At 40.1% G+C, this 18,527-nt stretch carries 10 protein-coding genes; 2 read left to right on the top strand and 8 right to left on the bottom strand.

Annotation, left to right across the window (positions count from 1 at the left end):
• Positions 1 to 18: 18 nt before the first annotated feature.
• Positions 19 to 3,417 carry a TerB N- and C- terminal domain-containing protein gene (locus BUA14_RS01010; protein ID WP_242954510.1) on the bottom strand — a complete coding sequence of 1,133 codons (3,399 nt, stop codon included), beginning with the start codon at positions 3,415 to 3,417 and terminating at the stop codon, positions 19 to 21.
• A 712-nt stretch (positions 3,418 to 4,129) separates the two neighbouring features.
• Between BUA14_RS01010 and BUA14_RS01015 the strand changes: the two genes are divergently transcribed.
• Positions 4,130 to 5,062: a HamA C-terminal domain-containing protein gene (locus BUA14_RS01015; protein WP_072770868.1), complete on the top strand. Its 933-nt coding sequence runs from the start codon at positions 4,130 to 4,132 to the stop codon at positions 5,060 to 5,062.
• A gap of 8 nt (positions 5,063 to 5,070) precedes the next feature.
• Positions 5,071 to 7,269: a DEAD/DEAH box helicase gene (locus tag BUA14_RS01020; protein WP_072770869.1), complete on the top strand. Its 2,199-nt coding sequence runs from the start codon at positions 5,071 to 5,073 to the stop codon at positions 7,267 to 7,269.
• 231 nt (positions 7,270 to 7,500) lie between these two features.
• On the opposite strand, the gene BUA14_RS01025 is transcribed toward BUA14_RS01020, so the two are convergent.
• The 7 genes from BUA14_RS01025 to BUA14_RS01055 form a co-directional block, all read right to left on the bottom strand.
• Positions 7,501 to 9,297 (bottom strand): ATP-dependent helicase, encoded by a 1,797-nt coding sequence (locus BUA14_RS01025; protein WP_072770870.1) that lies wholly within the window; start codon positions 9,295 to 9,297, stop codon positions 7,501 to 7,503.
• A complete protein-coding gene (locus tag BUA14_RS01030) occupies positions 9,290 to 11,284 on the bottom strand; it encodes an AAA family ATPase (protein ID WP_072770871.1) in 1,995 nt (664 codons plus the stop codon). The genes BUA14_RS01025 and BUA14_RS01030 overlap by 8 nt, the downstream gene beginning before the upstream one ends.
• Positions 11,285 to 11,427: 143 nt before the next feature.
• Positions 11,428 to 12,669 carry a Wadjet anti-phage system protein JetD domain-containing protein gene (locus BUA14_RS01035; RefSeq protein ID WP_143153407.1) on the bottom strand — a complete coding sequence of 414 codons (1,242 nt, stop codon included), beginning with the start codon at positions 12,667 to 12,669 and terminating at the stop codon, positions 11,428 to 11,430.
• Positions 12,670 to 12,851: 182 nt separating this feature from the next.
• Positions 12,852 to 15,656, bottom strand: a complete 2,805-nt coding sequence (locus BUA14_RS01040; RefSeq protein WP_072770873.1) for an AAA family ATPase — start codon at positions 15,654 to 15,656, stop codon at positions 12,852 to 12,854.
• Complete coding sequence (locus BUA14_RS01045) at positions 15,656 to 16,267, bottom strand: hypothetical protein (RefSeq protein ID WP_072770874.1); 612 nt, start codon at positions 16,265 to 16,267, stop codon at positions 15,656 to 15,658. Before BUA14_RS01045 ends, BUA14_RS01040 begins: the two co-directional genes overlap by 1 nt.
• Complete coding sequence (locus tag BUA14_RS01050; protein WP_072770875.1) at positions 16,267 to 17,580, bottom strand: hypothetical protein; 1,314 nt, start codon at positions 17,578 to 17,580, stop codon at positions 16,267 to 16,269. Before BUA14_RS01050 ends, BUA14_RS01045 begins: the two co-directional genes overlap by 1 nt.
• A 561-nt stretch (positions 17,581 to 18,141) precedes the next feature.
• Positions 18,142 to 18,468 (bottom strand): thioredoxin family protein, encoded by a 327-nt coding sequence (locus tag BUA14_RS01055; RefSeq protein ID WP_072770876.1) that lies wholly within the window; start codon positions 18,466 to 18,468, stop codon positions 18,142 to 18,144.
• Between the last annotated feature and the right edge of the window lie 59 nt (positions 18,469 to 18,527).

An 18,527-nucleotide genomic window follows, 5' to 3' on the forward strand; every position in this document is an offset into this window, starting at 1 on the left:
ATCCATTCCCACCTATCTTCATGCTGTGATTTTCTTAATCCATTCTTGGTATTCTTCATTGATTGCCGGTGGAAACGACTCCACATTGATAATTATATCTCCAATATTCTCCAGGGCCACTTCGTTGATAGAATCAATCAGCATTTCAGGCATCATCAAGCATTCCTCGGCAATTTTATTGATTCTGGCGATCAAATCCGCTTCCTGACTGAAGGCCGCCAATGCTTGATGTTGGAAAATTGAAATATTTGTTCGGAATGTTTCCCACTCTTCGGGAAGATCCAAGGCTTGGCAAGGGGGTTCAGATTCTAATGATTTCGCTTTTCCCAACCGGGGTAAAAGATATTCTAGTTCATCCCGAAAATCATCGGCAACAATTTTTTGACTCCCTTCAACCGCAATGAGCAGATCGCCAAGGTATTGGAGAGAAACCTCATTGATATCGTCAACAACGGAATCGATCAGCAGATCAGGGAATAGCCCGGATAACTTTTGATCTCCCAATTCCCATAAACTTTCGGCGAGTACTTTAAGCAGCTCCAATTGCCTGCTATCGAGCTCTTTCAGCAGTTGTTGAACAGGCTCCAAATCCGTCAGCAGGTGAAGCGGCGCTCCCTGAGGCCTCTCCATACTGCCAGCAATGTTCTTCCCTATAACAGGTTGGTCTTCTATCTCTTCTTCGACTTGAGCTTCATCCCCAGGAATGATCAACATATCCCGTACTTTATCAGAATCCTCAATCAGCTGGAATACTTTTGACGTATCGAGCTCAATTTTCAGAGAGGGTTTGGTGGCCGGTTCCAGACCTTCTATTTCGGAAGCTAGGAAATCATCGATCCAGATCTTGATTTCAGGTTCCAGAACATAGCCCCGCAGCCTTCCATTGTAACCCTTTGCTTCTCTAAGCTTGTTTTCAGTGTGTTTGATAACAGCGGTAAGAAACTCACGCAAAGGTTTGTGCTTGATGTAGGGAACCGTTTCCAGGGTAATCTGTTGACTTACTCTATAGCAATACACTGCACTACGAAAGGGCTCTCGTTGTATTTTTTCCCTCTGACTCGGTTGAAATAAATCCAGAATCCCCCCATGATGCTTTTCTAGTAAAAAAGCATTCACTTTTTCGATGGTCTTGGGAATATACTCCACCAAAAGGGTTTGACCGCTTTCATTGTAGAACTTGCTGCGGAAAATGCTATAATCCGCGATCTGGTTAATTAACTCCAAGGAGAGTCGGCCTATTCCCGACTTCTTATATCCTGTCAAGATGATATTTAAGTAATCGAGATCGGCATTCTTGTGATCAAGATGCTGATAAACTTGTAGAAGATCAACATTGCAACCGAACATCGCCACATAATCCGTAAGCCAATCCACCAGGTAATGGTCTAACTTCGGGTAGTGTTCCCGGTAATTGATCCATAGATTAAATAGCTGCTGGTATCCGTCCTGAGGATTTTGAACACCCACATTATTAATCAGTTCATAGACATGAACAAAGATGTAGGAAAGATCCGTATCGGGATAACTTCCTTTTCTGACTTGCCCCCGCCAATAAAAATACCACTTCTGTTGTTCCATACTCATAGAACTATAAGTCGGCCAATAGGACATAAACGGGATAAACTTAGCTCTATGCTCCACATATTCGACGAGCTTCTTCGCTTCTTGAAGGAAACTTCCCCCGTTATAATAACCGCCATAAGAATTTAAAGAGCTAGTTTCAATGGATAGGGCAAATTCCAAGTTCCCCTTAACAGAGGATACTTGTATTGTGTTCTCTGTTCTAGGAGGAATGGGAATAGCGGTATTCGGCAAATCATTGCGGAGGGTAAATTCAGCAAGCCCCTCGGGTGTTTTCTTACCGGTTTCAAACCTTTTCCTCAGTCTATACGCTGGTGGTAAAGCAATCTTTTCTTCGTAGGGATTGCGAACCCCATACTTCCAGACTGTTGCTCTGTCCTGAATGCCGAATATGCTTGAAAGAGCTTCAAAGGATTGCTGGTGGCTGAAAAACTCCGTGCCGGTAAATAATCCGAGTACCAGGCGGGCTTTACAGGAAACAAGATTGTTATATAGCTTTGAAGTACTGGACTTAATTAAGGCATCAGCTTCCAAGATCATGAGAAGATCCCATTTAGCCCGGCTGAGCGGAGGGTGGTTTTCTAGTGCATTGGGAGTTGCCATATACAGTCCAGCTGCATTGTTTTTTAATTCAGGGTCTTTCTTATTTCCTTCATATTTAGCGGAGACAATGGCTTGCCATTGCTCCGTCATGTCGCTGAAGAGGGCCTTTTTTCCAACTATCAGTACCCGGATTTGGGGCGATCCTTGAAGTAGGTTGGTCAACATTTCTAGCAGGATAACCTCATAATCAGCAAAAGTCCCGATAAAACCGCCAGGAATCCCCCATTGGATTAAGAACTCTAAATGTTTAGCCACAATCTTAGCCGGAGTATCGTTCACCGGCAATTTCAGCTCGGGAAACTCAAGTCGCTGCCAAGGACCATCAAATCGTTCCGAACCCCTCCGCAGAACTTCTGTAGCTGACAGCTTGAGATAATTGCTTAATGCGGTTCCATCCGTTAAGCGCCCCATGGGTCCTATCCCAAGTTGTTTTAATCTTGCCACAGGATACCAGCCACTGTTCAGTCGAAGATATTTTCTACTCGGCTGAATTTCTTTGGAGAGATCCTCTGCTTTGATTCTCTCATTTCCCCCAACAAAATAAGGAACAGCCTCCCCATAACCGATACCATTTATTTCTCCTCTGGCCACGGAAAGAATGAGCTCTCCGCCATTTTCCACCACCCGATGTCTCTTTGACAATTCCTCCAGGTTGCCTTTCGTCCATTTTCTGATCTTAGGCAGAATTTCCTGCTGAAAGATAGCAATTTCTTCATCTTTAAGGGTAAATTCTCCACTCTGAAAAGGGATATTCGAGGAGAAGGTGGCAGGGCTCAATCCCTCATAAAGAAAAGAGTCTGCAAGAATATACCCCTTCAAATCAGGAATTTCAATGATTCGTTGGGGGTTTATCCGCCAGAGGATTTCACCGGTAAGTGTATCTTTGCCGATCTGGTTAATTTTCATGGTAAAAGCAGGTTCTGGGTTCAAAACAATTTCACATTTTACAGGAAGTCCGCGCTTTTTCCATTCAGGAAAGACATGACTGATGAATTCGAAGATTTCTTTACCCTGAATCTTGTTCTTCTTAAGCCATGGATCATCGTTTTCTGTAAAGCCGGGAAGGCTCCAGTATCCACTTTCAGAAACGTATGAACCTTCTCCCCAATATTCTCCCCTCGATTTTTGGGTCAGCGCCTTCTCTGAATCACTCCAACTAAAGTAAACTTCAAATTCTGCAGGCATTTTAGCTGGTTGCAGTCGCTGAATTTCTTGAGCGATTGAAAGCTCCAACTTATTTTTTTGCTCTCCCGAAGTTAAGCGTGGCAATTCCTTTTTTATATAAGCTAAGTTTCCCAGCGGGATGACGGTGCGGTCCTTCTCATAATTCACCCATGCAGACAGTTGGCTTAATTCTGGGTATTTATTGAGCAACTGAGCAAATGGAATTGCTTTAGACCCTTTATACACATTGATTAGGAATTTTTTATTTTCTGTAGAGATAATAATTCGATAAGGAGAGCCGGAAAAGATACTGGAGATTCCAGATAGAAGATTTTTAAGAAGGCTCATCTTAATCTTCACCAACCTTTGAAAACTATCTTACTTGCAGTAGATATATTACTTTAATTGATCGGAGAGTCACAATAAGTACTTTAGTCGAAAGATATATGTTCCGAAAACTCAGTTTTTGCTGTGCCATCGAGCGACTTTTCTCCGTCTGATTTCCTTCTCTGTTAAAATATAGATTTCGACAACTTACATCTATTTCCTTTAAAAAGCCAACAATTTGTAGACTAGTGAAGAGCATGCGGTAAAGCAGAGGATGCCTATGAAAAGACTTTTGTAATGCCCGAAAAGCGAGAGGGATGTACCTCTAGACTGTTATTAATTAACATCTAAAAAGACATATTCATGATAATTCACTCTATTTTGACATTATAGCATTGTAGGCACTTAAATATTGTGTTAAAGTGGAATAAATAGAATTATTAAGGAGGCCAATGTGTCGAGAATATTTGATACAAAAAATATCATATTGGCAAAAGTTCAAAAAGAAGACTTAAACTCCTTTTTAGTTGATATGGATATTGACGATCAAGGGCAGCCCCTATATCAGCTTGACGGATTAACAAGAGCGATTATTAACATAATACCGGAATATGTTTACGCTCATTATACAAATCCAGAGATTCCACAAACAGAATGGGTTGAAAAGCTCCGCCAGGCTGCTAAAAGTATTTATAAGATCAAAGATTTTGAGCTTATGCGCCGTTGGTATATAGATGGTGATCAAAATGCTTTCAATGCGCTCAACAACTCCAGCAATAATCGTGGAGAGTTTGGGGAATTAATACTTCATTTATTACTACGAGATTTTAAATCTACTATTCCACTGGTTTCGAAGGTTTATTTTAAGGACGCGGCTGGTGTCCCCGCACATGGCTTTGACGCTGTACATATCACTTCAGAAGAACAAATTCTATGGCTGGGTGAAAGTAAATTTTATTCTGATAGCAAACAGGGATTAAGAGAATTATTGAAAGACCTAACCAATCACTTTAAAGCTGATTATTTGGAGGAACAATTTACCGTTATAAAAAAGAACTTAAATGTTAACGAAATACCTCAAAGGGAAGAATGGATTGGAAAACTCAATGAATGTAATAAACTAAAAGATCGAATTAGGATGATTAATATTCCCATGTTATGCACTTATCCACATGATATATATAGTCTTCATTCCGATTTAAACTGTGATGATGCTATTAACTATCATGAAGCTAATGTAAGAGAGCTAAAAACTTACTTTGATACACAAAATAATCACCCCCTTAGAAACCAATTAAATATTATCTTGTTATTATTGCCCATAAGAGATAAACATGAGCTTGTGCGAAAACTCCATGAACGCCTTTGGCATATGCAAAATATGTGAGGTTAAAAATGATTGATTACATAAGAAAAATAGACTCCGAAGAGAATCTAACCTATGAAGAAAGTTTCAATATTGCCTCTCATTGCTCTATTTTACTTTCTGGAAAAGATGATGATCAAAAAGCATCTGCTCGAAAAATTGCCATTCATGTCTTAAATAATTGGTCGTGTATTCCCACAGAAACATACCCCTTATGGACAGATATTATAGAAGCAATTGGATTTTATCCTTATATTGAAAAAAATAAAGAAACAATGGCAATACAATCATTATCCGATATGGTGCGTCAAAAAACTCATTTGTCAGACCATTTGCCTACGACATATATGCATAGTGAGCAAAAAGTACTATCCGACTATTTGCTCTCTGGAAAAAACGTTATCGCAAGTGCGCCTACAAGTTTTGGAAAAAGCCTTCTTATTGAAGAACTAGTTGCTTCAAGTAAATATAAGAACATTGTTATAATTCAGCCTACACTTGCATTGCTGGATGAAACACGTTTAAAACTAAAAAAATATTCTGCCAACTATAAAATAATCGTCCGCACAACACAACCTGCAGCAAATGATAAAGGTAACCTTTTTTTGCTAACAGCAGAAAGAGTAATGGAATACGATCCATTACCTCATATTGATTTATTAATTATAGATGAATTTTATAAACTTAGTCTAAGACGAGTGGACGAGAGAGCTGACACCCTAAATAATGCCTTTCTTAAAATAATCGGCAATTTTAATTCTAAATTCTATTTTCTCGGCCCCAATATTGATGGCATCACTGATGGTTTTGCAGATAAATACGATGCGGTTTTTTATAAATCCGATTATTCACTTGTTGATTGCAATATAATTGACATGACTTCCTCTATTGATTATTCAAAAAAAGGAAAAGTCTTAGACGAAGAAAAATGCAAAGTACTTTGCAAACTGCTTGACAGTTTAAGAGACGAGCAAACACTAATATATTGTTCTTCGCCGGCGAGGGCTCGGCGTTTTGCAAGATATTATTTGGATCATTTAGTTGCTAATGGCACTATTACAACTAACTCCTTACCTTTGATTGACTGGATCAAAGCAAATATATCTTCACAGTGGAGTTTGGCTGATGAGCTTAGTCACGGATTAGCAATACATGACGGCTCACTACAAAAACATATCGGCGCTTCAATAATTAAATACTTTAATGAGGGTTGGTTACGATGTATTTTTTGTACTTCAACAATAATTGAGGGTGTAAATACAAGCGCAAAGAATGTTATACTATTTGACGGGAATAAAGGTGGCAAAAGCGTCGATTTCTTTGACTATAGTAATATCAAGGGACGTTCTGGCCGAATGATGGAACATTATGTAGGGAGAATATTTAATTTTGTTGTCCCACCACCAAAAGAAAAAATAGTAATTGATATACCATTCTTTGAGCAAAATCCGATTTCTGATGAAATTCTTATAAATATTCCCATACAAGATGTAAAGGACCATATTAAAGCAAGACATGAAGAATTACACAAAACTCAAGCTGATTTATTAAAAATAATCAAACAAAATGGCGTTTCAATTAATGGACAGATAAGTATTTACTATCAGCTTGAACTAGATATAAACAGCTCTAAATATTCCGATTTTTCCTGGACACAAATGCCCAATTGGGAACAAATATTATATGTACTTAGTATTGCAGAAAAAAAATTATTTAATATCGACCATCATGGCGTTAGTTCTGTTAAGCAATTAACTCGGTATTTAAATGATTATAGAAAAGGCAAGAATATCATGAACATTGTAGATAATATATATCAAAATAAGATTGATAGTGTTCGTCCAGAAACTGCACAAAGAAATTCTAAAAAATACTACGATGAAGCCATAGAGCAGGCTTTTCACATATATCGCCACTGGTTTCTATTTACTGTTCCAAAAACTTTTCGTGTAGTTGATAGCCTTCAAAGATATGTTTGTGATCGCCATGGGCGCAAGGCAGGATCTTATAGCTATTTTGTTCAACAGTTGGAAAACGACTTTTTATCAGAAGATTTATCAATACTAATAGAGTTTGGTATGCCTACCAGCGCCGTCAGAAAATTAGAGCCTAAAATACCTAATGGATTAACCGAAGATGCAATTATCGAATACATTCAAAAACACAAACAACAACTTACTTCAAATTGGCTCCAGTATGAGATTGATAAGCTAAATCAATGCCTATAGATTCTGGTGCCCACTTTGTAAGCTGGATTTAAAGGTGGGCACCATGAATTCGTGATGTATTATTTCTAATGGTACGGGTATGACTGATTTCACAAACCATGATAGGAAAATGGATAGTGTCGAGAGTGCTCGCAATCATTTTTTCAATGAGACTACTAAATGCTTCATACGATATCAGTTATAGTAAATTGTATTTATTGAGTTTGAACAAAATTATGAGTGACCATTTATTTAGGAATGACGGCTATATAACATATTCCAGAACCTAGACGGTTCACATGGTTTATTCCACCATGTGCCATCTCGTTTTGGTATACTTAACGTCTTAGAACGTACCAATATACACTTTTTTCTTGCTCGACTCACAGAAACAAAGCAAAGCCTATGAGCTTCATCGATTTCTCGCTGAGAGGTATTTTTGTAATATGGAAAGCTCCCTTCTTCCATACCAAGCATAATAACAATATCAAATTCCAAACCTTTAGCCCCATGTCTTGTAGATAAAACAACTCGGTTCTCTGGAAGCCCAAGATTAGTGAACTGGCCTAACGAAAAATCCCTATAAGATTCATCGTTTAGCAACTCATTGAGTTTTATTAGATTTTCGATTTCATCCGGATATATTTCCGAATCCTGCAATAAAGTCTCTATTTGTAGCGAATCAAGGGCAAAATCAAACCACTGTACAAGCGTATTCGCATAGTGACGGCTTTTATCCAGAATGGTATAGAGATTCCGCTTGGCTAAAATCCTGTTATCATAATCAATTGATTGCCTGTGCTGCCTTAACAAGAAGTCCCAATATTCAAAGATATCATCAAATAAGACTTTACGAGAAGATGACACCCATGCAGCGCAGTTTTCCATCCATTTTATAAAATCGCTCCTGATGAAATCTTGCTTGGCTAAATAATAAGGAATTCCCTTACTCTGACAGAGCTTTCCTAACTCTTTTAATTGATTATTGTAACCGGCTAGAATCGCAATCTCATGAAACGGTATACCTTCTGCAATATAGTCTTCGATAATACTAGTTGCAACCTGGTATTGTTCGTTCATCCCCTCTTCGCATACAAAAAATTCAATGTTCGCCGGGTAATCTTTAAGCGCGCCGCGCGCTTTGTAATTGCGTTTAATATTCAAAACAGTCTCCGATGCTTCGATAATACCTTTGGCGCTGCGATAATTATTAATTAACCGAATACATTGGTTGACAGATTTCCATTCGGATAATTCAACGAGATATTCTGGCGAAGCTCCTTGAAAATCATATATTGATTGATCTGCATCGCCAACAGCAAAAATCTTAATATTTGTACTTTGCAAAAGTGATAGAACCATTTCATGCAATGGCTTTCCCAAATCCTGATATTCATCAATAACAAGCCATGGAAATTTTGCTTCCAGGGCTTGTTGCACATAAGCTTCATTTTGGATAAGCATGGTCGCGATTTTTACCATACTGATATAATCGATATAACCACGGCTGAACAGTTCTCTCTCAAATGCTACGGCAACCCGCAAAGCAACATCATAACTAGGTATAGACACCTTACTGAATCCACTAATGTCACGAGTTCGCTCTTTATCCATCTCTTCAATAGTTAACTCATCAGGTATTTGTTTTTTTATACGCTGAAACAGCCGTTTTCTTTTCGAATCGGAAATAATTTTAATCGGATAGGGTATTCCGTAATTAGGATATAGTTTTGCAAAAGGTGTCAATACTTCTGATAAACAAAAACTATGAACGGTTCCCAAAAATACATTGCCACGTCTTTGGAGTCCCAGTAATTTCAAACGCTCCTGAAATTCACGGGAGGCTTCACGGCTAAAGGTAAGACAAGCTAATCCTCTTGGAGGGGTAATGACTTCGCTTAACAGACGCATAACCTTCAGCGTTAAAACCGTGGTTTTTCCACTGCCTGGGCCTGCTATAACAACGGTGTTACCTGTGGAGTTATACGCTTCAATTTGCTTTTCATCATCACTAATTTGAGAAAGTTTGATTTTAAAGTACTCATTCATCAAGTTCGCCTCGGACTTCAATACAAATATATTCGATCGCGGCTTTAACATAGTCTGGAACCATCGTTTTTGTACAAACGGAAGCTAATCTTTGTGAAAATCTCCCTTTACCCACATTACTATGTGAAGATTCTATTTGTGCAAGACATTTTTTGTAATCCTTTGAAACTAGATTAGCCTTAAAATTATCCTTTTGTTGTTTTCCACCCTCTGTTAATTCATTAAAAGCTGAACAAATTATGGTCCTATCCGACTCTTCGTCAATTTCATTAAATATATCCGTTTCAAACGTATAGATGCCGACAAAAATCCCATGTTTATTCAATTCTTTATCTTGTTGGGTAGTGTCAAATTCCGCAAACCGTGCAAATTCATCTTCATCCATGAATAATTCATATAATTCTTCCATTCGTTCATTTCCGTAATAACCAAAATTCGCATGGGTTTTGTCCGATAAATCTCCAAATACCTTCTCTCCATTGACAATATGATAATAGTCTCCGTCCGTTATAATTACATTAGGTATGCCTAGCAAGTCGGCAAACTGTTTGTACGGCCAGAAGTTAGTTGAATTTATGTTGCATACAACCACGCCTAAGCGGTCAAGGTCACAACCCAGGAGTTTTGCAAAACTAGGTACGAGATATTCCTCAGCAATCCCTTCCACAAAGATGATGCCTTTAGCTAAATATATTTCGCCTCTTTTTACGTCAATATATCTTTCTAAATCGGAAATTTCCTTATCCGGTAAGTCTAAGTTTGCCGTTGTGTAGACTTCTGTGCCGAACGCATTTCCCACTAAGTGAATAATGGATTTGATGGGAGCCACGGACGAGATATGTGTTGAATGTGTTGTTATAATCAATGAGGCGTTTGCTTCAAGCACGACATATTTGTAGAGCAATCGTTGGAAAATTGGATGAAGGTGAGCCTCGGGTTCTTCAATAGCCAGAATTGTAACTCCGTTTGTATTTGAATTATGCTCATATAAAAAATTATAAAGTTGCGAGTCCACATCTTTTAAATCGCAGGTTAAGTGGTAGCCGGTCTGATCGTCGCCTTGATAATACCTTTGTACAATCTCGTCCCCGTCTTGTTCCGTCAACTTTTTGTAAAGAGTCGGAGATAAGTAAGTTTTAATCGTATCATCCTGGATCAGCAAAAGAGTAAGGGTAATGTACAAAACATTATTTATACCTAAACTTGTATTTCCGGACTCTCTTTTGTCGATTAATGGGCGCAGAGCGTAAAGCAGTCGAGACGCGTCAATATCCATTGTCCGCAACGAAATGCCAAATTCATCTTCAGAATATGAAATTATAGAGTTAAAGAGCTTACTGATCTTTGTTTGGAGGTCGTTAACCTCCGGAAGGTTAAGCATGTTTGCTCCGGACGATTTCAATGCTTCAGAAATCTCAATGAGATCTTCTTTGCTGATATCATATTTCTGCTTGATTATGCGTGTTAAAGGCGATGTTCTGGAGTTTCGCATTTCGGCTTCTACATCACGTATCGCTTTGATTACTCGCATATTTAAATATTTCCTATCTTCATGCGTAAAAAAATCAGTTTCATCGTCTCCTTTGTAAATTATATAAGTATAATTAACTTTACCAGACGCATCTTCTTGCGGGAAAAATTTATAGGAGAGTTTTAATACTTTACGGCCATCTAAATCGACAGTTGCATCACTTAATTGGCAAAGTACGTTTTTTATATGGGAATAATTATCTATGTACAATTCGATTAATATTTCTTGGTTGTTTTCCATAGGAGATTCAAGACCGTCAAAGAAATCAGACTCCTCAAGCCGTCTATCTTCATCCGAAAGACTGGGATCAAGAATTAATTGCATAGCGCGTAATAAATTACTCTTGCCGACGTTATTTTCACCGATGATAATTTGCCTATCGCTTAAATCAAACCCGACCGATGAAAAGTTCCGGTAATTCTTAATATGAATCTTGCAAATCTGAGGCTGATTCATATCACAAACACCTCCTAATATTTGAGAGTTATAGACTTTCTCATTGATTGCGACACATGAAGTAAGAAACTCATTTGCCTCATTTAAGGATCAATAAAATAACATTCAATCTATGTCTTCTGATTACAATTCCTACATAAAAATTATAAAACCGGAATCAATTCTAGCAACTCCTTATCAGTCAATACCTCAAGAAAGCTCTCTTGTTCCCCTTTCATTCCAGAATCAACAAAATACTTCCACAATTGCTGCAAGCCTTCCGGCAGCCCTTCTTGCTGGGAGGAGATTAAAAGTTCTTGGTCGGCGTTCCCGAGCGGTTTCATTATTCTTAGTCTCTTGCAAGAATGCTTATCCATTAATACTGGCTTCACTTCCACGCCTAGTTTTTCAAGGTGCCGGGAGAAATTACGAAAAATATCAATTCCAAATGGATCGGGATCAGCCCACATAAAAATTTCACTAATTTGGGCATGGGTCAACAATTTCAGAATAAAAGATATTTGAACCTGAGAAATATATCCTTGCGAAAAGAGAATAATCACATCATTACGTTCATAGTAACCGCGGCGTAAAATCTCCTCAAATACCGTCAGGTTTTCAATCACCAATATCTGGGTCTTGGGCATCTCCATAATTTCTATTTCAGCCACGGTTTCTTCCGTGAGTATAATGTAAGGATAACCGCCCTTTCCGGAGCCTTTTAAGCCTCGTATTCTATACGTAAAGGGACCTGAAACATAACATAAATCGCTATGATCGTAGATATAGAATCCCCTAAGGTCGGCCCCTAACAGTTGTTCTATATCCTTTTTATAGGGAGAAAGTCCCTTACTTTCTCCGGTTATCCGCAGGGCCAGGTTTCTGAACGAAATTCGTTCGTGCGTCTTGACCAAACCGTAAATTTCAAGCAAGGTATTCATAATGGTCAAGTATTTTTCTGGATACCTACTTGATGCCAATGTTCTGCCTTCTACTGAAAGTACCCCTTCTTCCTTGGACAAAAGTTGCTCATACTGATTTGACAATATCCGACGTAGCCGTTCGGCCATAGGTGCTTGCTCATTTTCCATCGTCACCAGGCTTAGTTGCGTCAAAATATCCGTCCGATCAAAACGCCTTATTCCTAAAGTACTTTCCACTTCAGGCCACTTGAAAGGTATAATTTCCAGCTTAAATATCTCCCAGCGGGAAATCCCAGCCCGTTTTTCCTGACGAATTAACCATCCCTTCTGAAATAGACAAGTTATTCCCTCTTCAATTTGAGTGAATGAAAAACCACGTTGCGCTACATTTTGCACTAAAACTCGGTAACCTACCGAGTTCTTTTTCTGGTAAAGAACTCGGAGTATGGTTGAAATACAATTAAAAGTGATTGCATCCGCCATTAAGTCCCCGTTTTCCTCGGGCTGACAATAGGAACGTCGGTTGGTCGGCAAACGACTTACGGTCTTCGTCTGCCCACATTCAGTACACTCTCGTACTTTAATCTTCTCGCTTACCCAGATTCCGTCTTTGAGACTATAATCCCCCCAAATTTGACGATACCGATATATGCATTTATGATCATTCAAAAAATCTTCCCTGTCCTCTCCATGACATAATGCTCATTAACCACGCCGTAGAAAATTGGAGGGGCTAACTCCTCCTCATCGTCTTTCAAGCGAAAGTTCAGTGTCATATCTACCCAGCCCAGATGCTTGATATTCTCCGAATAAGGTACGGCTAATAAATACTGAGCGCCTGTCCGACGCAAGAACTCACCCACCACCCTCATTCGCCCCGCGTCTAAATGAGCAGTGGGTTCATCCAAAATCATGAAACTAAAAGCTCCATCTACTTTAATCGCCGCAATAAGCAGTAATAGGGCTGCAATAACAGCCTGGCCGCCGGAAAGTTTTTTGTGGAAGTAAGGGCGGAACGGCTTGCCATTGAAGCTTAGTTGGTAGTCCAATGACCAGCGCGCTTCACCGATGCGGTTGATGTGAACTTTCACTTTAAGTGCAGCCATTTCGGCTTGCTCTTCCAAGTGTTTGCGCAACTGGTTAAACACTCCGGTAACCATGTCGGCATACTCTTCTTGGGCTTCATCATTGGCTTGACGATAATCGTCTATTTCTTCCTGTTTCTTTTTGATAACTTCTTCGGCAAAATCTACTCTAGCTCGATGCTCTTTATATCGTTCCTCTATCCCAATGAGTTCTTCTTCGTTTAATTTCTCCAGTTCCTCTTGCATACTCTCTATATCCGCCTGGTAGTTTTCAGCCTTTCTTAACCTCTCCCGTTCGTCGGGTTTAGCAAGTAGTTCTTTCTGCTCCGGTTGTAAAACGGCTAAAGCCTCATCATACTGCTTACGCAGTTGAGGAATTCGTTCCGTCTTTTCCTTAACATCCTTCCGCAACTTTTCCTTCACTTCTTGTAAGTTTTTTGCCGCCGTTTTAGCGCTGTCCCTTTGCCCGGCTAGATTTTGAGACTGATTATGTAAGCGTGTAATCTGCTCGTCATTATATTCTTTCTGACTATCCAAAGATTCTAAATTTGCTTTTATCTTCCGTAATGTTTCCGATAATAAACAATACCTCTCTCTAATAGAAGGCAATTCCCGGAGCGCTTTTTGTTCTTCTATTTCCTCTATTAACTTGACAAGGCGCTCCTGAATCTGATCAACGCGTTTTTTGGCGTCCTCAAGTGGTTTTTCTATCGCTTTAATCGTATTACGTACTTCTTCTAATTGGGCGTCAATTGCCAATTTTCCGCAGTAAACGCCTTCCCTATAAACACTTATACCCCCTCGCGAATCCTGTCGATAGGCTTGATCCGTAAGCGATACGATCCCGCGTTCTGCCACGCGGTGGCCTTCCTCAACGTCCTCGACCAACATAATATTATTTAACCAATGCAAGCACCCGGCTACGCTAGGGTCAAGCACTTTAATCTTTTCCAAAGCCGATCCGGACATGACTCTTATCTCACGCAAATCCGGTTTTTGCACATAGGAGGAATAACGAAGTTTTTCCGCTACTTTCTTTCCTGGAATCAAATATTTGGGTTCCAAGATTACGGTGAATCTTTCCCTCCCAAGTAAAGATTCGATCGCTTTACGCCAGCGGTTATCGGTTATTTCAATGCACTCTGCCAATAACTTATGATCGATCCCCTGCAGACTTAATGCTCCACGGAACTCTTTGACATAATTCGGATAGACGATCCGCCGTTCCTTGTCTAGCTGGGCTTCCTGCAAAGCTAACTCGTCATAACGTCCCTGAAACTGCCGCAAAGCAAATTTTGCCTCGTCCAACTCAGTATCCGTATCTTGCTTTTTATGTTCCAAGGCACGCAAATCTCGTTCGGAAATTTGTTCATAGCGTTTAATAAATTCTTCAGCCTCTTTTTGTTCCGGTTCCCGCCGGCTTCCCTCACGAACTAAATCTTCTCTTTGCTCATTAATACGCCGTTCTTTTGACCGAGTTCGCTCAAACTGCAAATTTACTTGGGTCAATTGTTCCTCTGCCGCTTGATACTCGTCTTGAACCTGTTGTTGTTGTTTATCCAAGAGCTTCAATTGCTCGTTCTTCTCTTGCAAGTCTACTGCAAATTCTCGATATGTTTTCTCTGTTTCCGAAGCTACGGCAATAGGGTAATGCCAAAGAGAACTGGCCAATTGCCTTTTTTTGAGTTGTATTGCACGGAATTGGCCAACCTGCCCCTCCAGTACTTTTAACCGTTCTTTTTCTAAATTCTGAGTTTTGGCCAATTCCTCATATTGATTTCTAGTTTTGATAAGATCTTCCCGGGTAGTATTAAAGTGCTCCATCACTTTTTTGTCCCCGGATATCTCCAGAATGTACTGACAAAGTTCTTCGGCGTCTTTTTGAAGAATTTCATCAGTACTACCTTGATTCAAACTGATAACTCGTAACAGAGATTTGCTCACTCCTACCTTTTCCATTAACTGCTGATAAGCCATAGAACGATGCCAGTCGACCCGACGTTCTTCCGCGTCGAGATTAAATTCGCCGGGAGTAATAGCGTAATCCCTCTCCCATTTCCCCTCTGAGGAAAGCAGCATGCGGCAAGTCAGGGTCACCACCGGTTCAAATATTCCAAGAGGGCCAAAAGGATAATGGCCGTCCACCGGCCGGTTATCAAAACGCCCGATAATGGCGGCCTTGTCCACCTGTCGTTCAATGTAATCACCGATATTACGTTTTTTATAAAGCCGATCCGATCCTAATAATAGCTTAAAGGCATCTAAAAAGGATGTTTTACCGGAACCGTTAGGTCCAACTAACAATGTAATGCATTCATGGAGTGGGATGACCTGACGGCGGGCAAAAGCCCAATTGCATAATTCCAGACTTAAAAAGCGTAGCACTAACTTTCACTCTCCCCCTGCCCCTGCACTTCTTCCTGCAGAGCAGATTCCTCTTCTCGAACAGCCTTTTGAAGTTCCTCAACCTTATGGCGGATCACAGCTTTGGCAAAAAGTTCATACATTTTATGTTGATCGATGTAAATGTAAAGGCCAGGGCCGGCCTTGTAAGCGCCAGTCCCGCGTAGTGGGATGATAAACTTATATCGGGTCAAGACCGCCAAAGCCTGATTCATAGCGACTTTAGTCCCCAATTGCTTGCGAAAATTAGTCCAGATCTGATCCTTGGAAATAGTATATTCTCGTTCTCCCGCTTCTTCATCCAAGGCCATGGTCGGTGCCACCAAAAACCCCCATAAGAGCACTAACAACGATTTTGCAGTCTTGGTGAGATCATTACTTTTGACAAACTCGTCAAAACCCCAAATATTTTCCTGGATCCGTACGCCATAATGACCGGTCCGGTTAGCATTCACCAATTCCAATCCCACGGCATAGAGACTTTCTTTCACTTGCGCATACTTTCTGTCGTCTATTTCAAGACCTTTCAGATTATTTTTGGGCACAAAACCACGAATAAGCATGGAACAAATCTCCGGTACCGTCAGATCCATTACGTCTTCCCCCTTACAATTTCACCTTGAGAAAGTTTTTTAACCACAGAATGGTCCAATTCCATTGCTTCCGTAGATATGTTTAATAGAAAATCTACCTCGGGGGCAGAATCCTTACGCAATTGCTGATTCTCACCTTCCAAAAAAGCAAGCGAAGCCATAAACATAAGCGTCTCAGCCCAACTGTCTCTGGGAACGATTTTTTTTAGCGCAATTCTCTCTTGTCTTTCAAAGGCCTCGGCGAGTTCACGTTTGACCATTTCCGACGCAACGGGAGCAGGCTCATCCGATTCTTCACGGAATACGTTACCTTCCGGTTTCCCATACCCGACCTTTTCCCTAGTCCGGTTCAAATTCAAAAACTGCTCCGAGACTGTCAATAATTCTTCCGGGTCCAAAATTTGCAGGTTGACAGGGGCGAAAGCGATCCCATCAGGTAACATCTCTTCCAACTTGGTAAAGTCAGCTTTGTAAAGAAATTTGTCCGCATCATGTTTCGTGAACGTGCGGCCCCCTGTCTTGATGCTATCTTCAAGCAAATTTTTATAGCTCTCCGTAACTTGACGATAAAGGTCAATAACTCTTTGGATAATAGAATAGACTTCGCGGCTTTTACGCCGATCCCTATCTTCCTGATAAAGTTCACTTTGCCGTTTCCTAAGAATACGAATATCCTGCAAGTGCTTACTAGCCAAACTGGCTACTTCCTCCATTACCTGCGAGTTTCTAGACGTTAAGGCCTCTTTCAGTAGCTCCTCGTCCCGCAAAAGCTGTTGAACCGCCTGATCCCGCAGCAGTCGTTTCATAATCAAAGGGCTTTGGGCCTGATCAACCATATCCATTGCCGAATACAAAATGTCCAAAGCCGCCTCATCATCCCGTTTGCTTTCCATATTGAGCACTGGAAAAATTCGCAAAATTTTTCTAGCCGCTGCTGTCAAGCGATAGCGTCCATCATCAAATTCCAACCAGCCGCTATTAGTAAATCCACGGATTAAATGCCCAATGCGACCTTTGCCATATTGTGATAGAACGATTTCGAGATCCTCTTTCGAAAAAGAAGCCTTATTTGTTAAGCTAGAGATGATCAACAAGGCTTCTACCTTATGCTTAAATAAGCGCTCGGCTCCAACTAAATTAGCCAATAGAGCAAATAAATACTCAAAGCCTTCCGCCAAAGGTGTTTCCGGCCATACCTCTCTACGCAAATTCCATTTTCTATTTTGCGTTCGCCCATTTTTCATCCTAATTTGAAAGTTTACCTTTGATAAGTAAAGCGTAAATCCTTTTACCCGTTTTAAACCAATCCTCATTGTCACCATCCCCTCTTAGAGTATTTGGCTTTGAAAACAAATTCAGACATATGGTCAAAGCTTCCAATATAGAATTATCTTTAATTCCTATATCTTTCTCAATTCACCATATATTTCTATATTTCTATTTGATTTTTATAAATCCTGTTTAATTTTAAAGAAATATAAGTGAATCATCTTTAAACTTGCCATTCCATGGTGCGGAAAATCGATAATCAGGCTTATTCCATGTATTTTTACGTCCATGATGCCACAACATCGAGCAGCTGGACACCGGGGATTAGCGTGGTCTCCTATCTTAATTTCAACCGAAATTTCGCGGAATAGCATTTGGAGTAGTCGCTTGATGGCCAGATTTCTTAATCTAATATCAATTTAAGAAGCCCCTCCGATATCATAAGCTGATGATATCGGAGGGGCTTCTTAAATTGATATTAGTATAAGGTTCTTGGGACATGTAGCTGCTGAGAATCTACCATTCTCCTAATTACTCATACTGCATCTCCAACCTTTTTTAACTACTGCTCCATTAATCCCGGCGATGCAGGTACAGGAGAACCTTCACCCCTCAACAACCTCCATAATCTTATCACTCACCTTCTCATCATCCACAGCGCCTACCAGTTTCCCTTGAAACTCCCCATCTTTGAAGAAAAGAATCTGGGGAACCCCTTTGAGGGAAAATCTTTGGTATAAAGCCTGTTCGTCTTCCACATCGACATAATAAAACCCGAATTTGCCCTCGTAGTCAGGCTGCATTTCTTCCAAAATTGGCACTACCCCTTTACAGACATGACAGGTTTTTCTCGAAAAGATCACCAGGCAGGGGCTCCCTTGATCGTAAATAATCTCTTCAAAGCTCTTGGCATTCAATCGTTGTAAGGACATATCTTTCCAACCTCCTCTTGGTCTTTATGGCGGTTTGCATCGCCATTGAATTGGGATAC

This window comes from Desulfitobacterium chlororespirans DSM 11544 (assembly GCF_900143285.1).
Taxonomy (GTDB): domain Bacteria; phylum Bacillota; class Desulfitobacteriia; order Desulfitobacteriales; family Desulfitobacteriaceae; genus Desulfitobacterium; species Desulfitobacterium chlororespirans.

Bases quoted from the DNA above. Each gene is read 5' to 3' on its own strand.
- BUA14_RS01050 (WP_072770875.1), bottom strand. From the start codon at position 17,580: ATGAGGATTGGTTTAAAACGGGTAAAAGGATTTACGCTTTACTTATCA.
- BUA14_RS01030 (WP_072770871.1), bottom strand. From the start codon at position 11,284: ATGAATCAGCCTCAGATTTGCAAGATTCATATTAAGAATTACCGGAAC.
- BUA14_RS01045 (WP_072770874.1), bottom strand. From the start codon at position 16,267: ATGGATCTGACGGTACCGGAGATTTGTTCCATGCTTATTCGTGGTTTT.
- BUA14_RS01020 (WP_072770869.1), top strand. From the start codon at position 5,071: ATGATTGATTACATAAGAAAAATAGACTCCGAAGAGAATCTAACCTAT.
- BUA14_RS01025 (WP_072770870.1), bottom strand. From the start codon at position 9,297: ATGAATGAGTACTTTAAAATCAAACTTTCTCAAATTAGTGATGATGAA.
- BUA14_RS01035 (WP_143153407.1), bottom strand. From the start codon at position 12,669: ATGGCGGATGCAATCACTTTTAATTGTATTTCAACCATACTCCGAGTT.
- BUA14_RS01055 (WP_072770876.1), bottom strand. From the start codon at position 18,468: ATGTCCTTACAACGATTGAATGCCAAGAGCTTTGAAGAGATTATTTAC.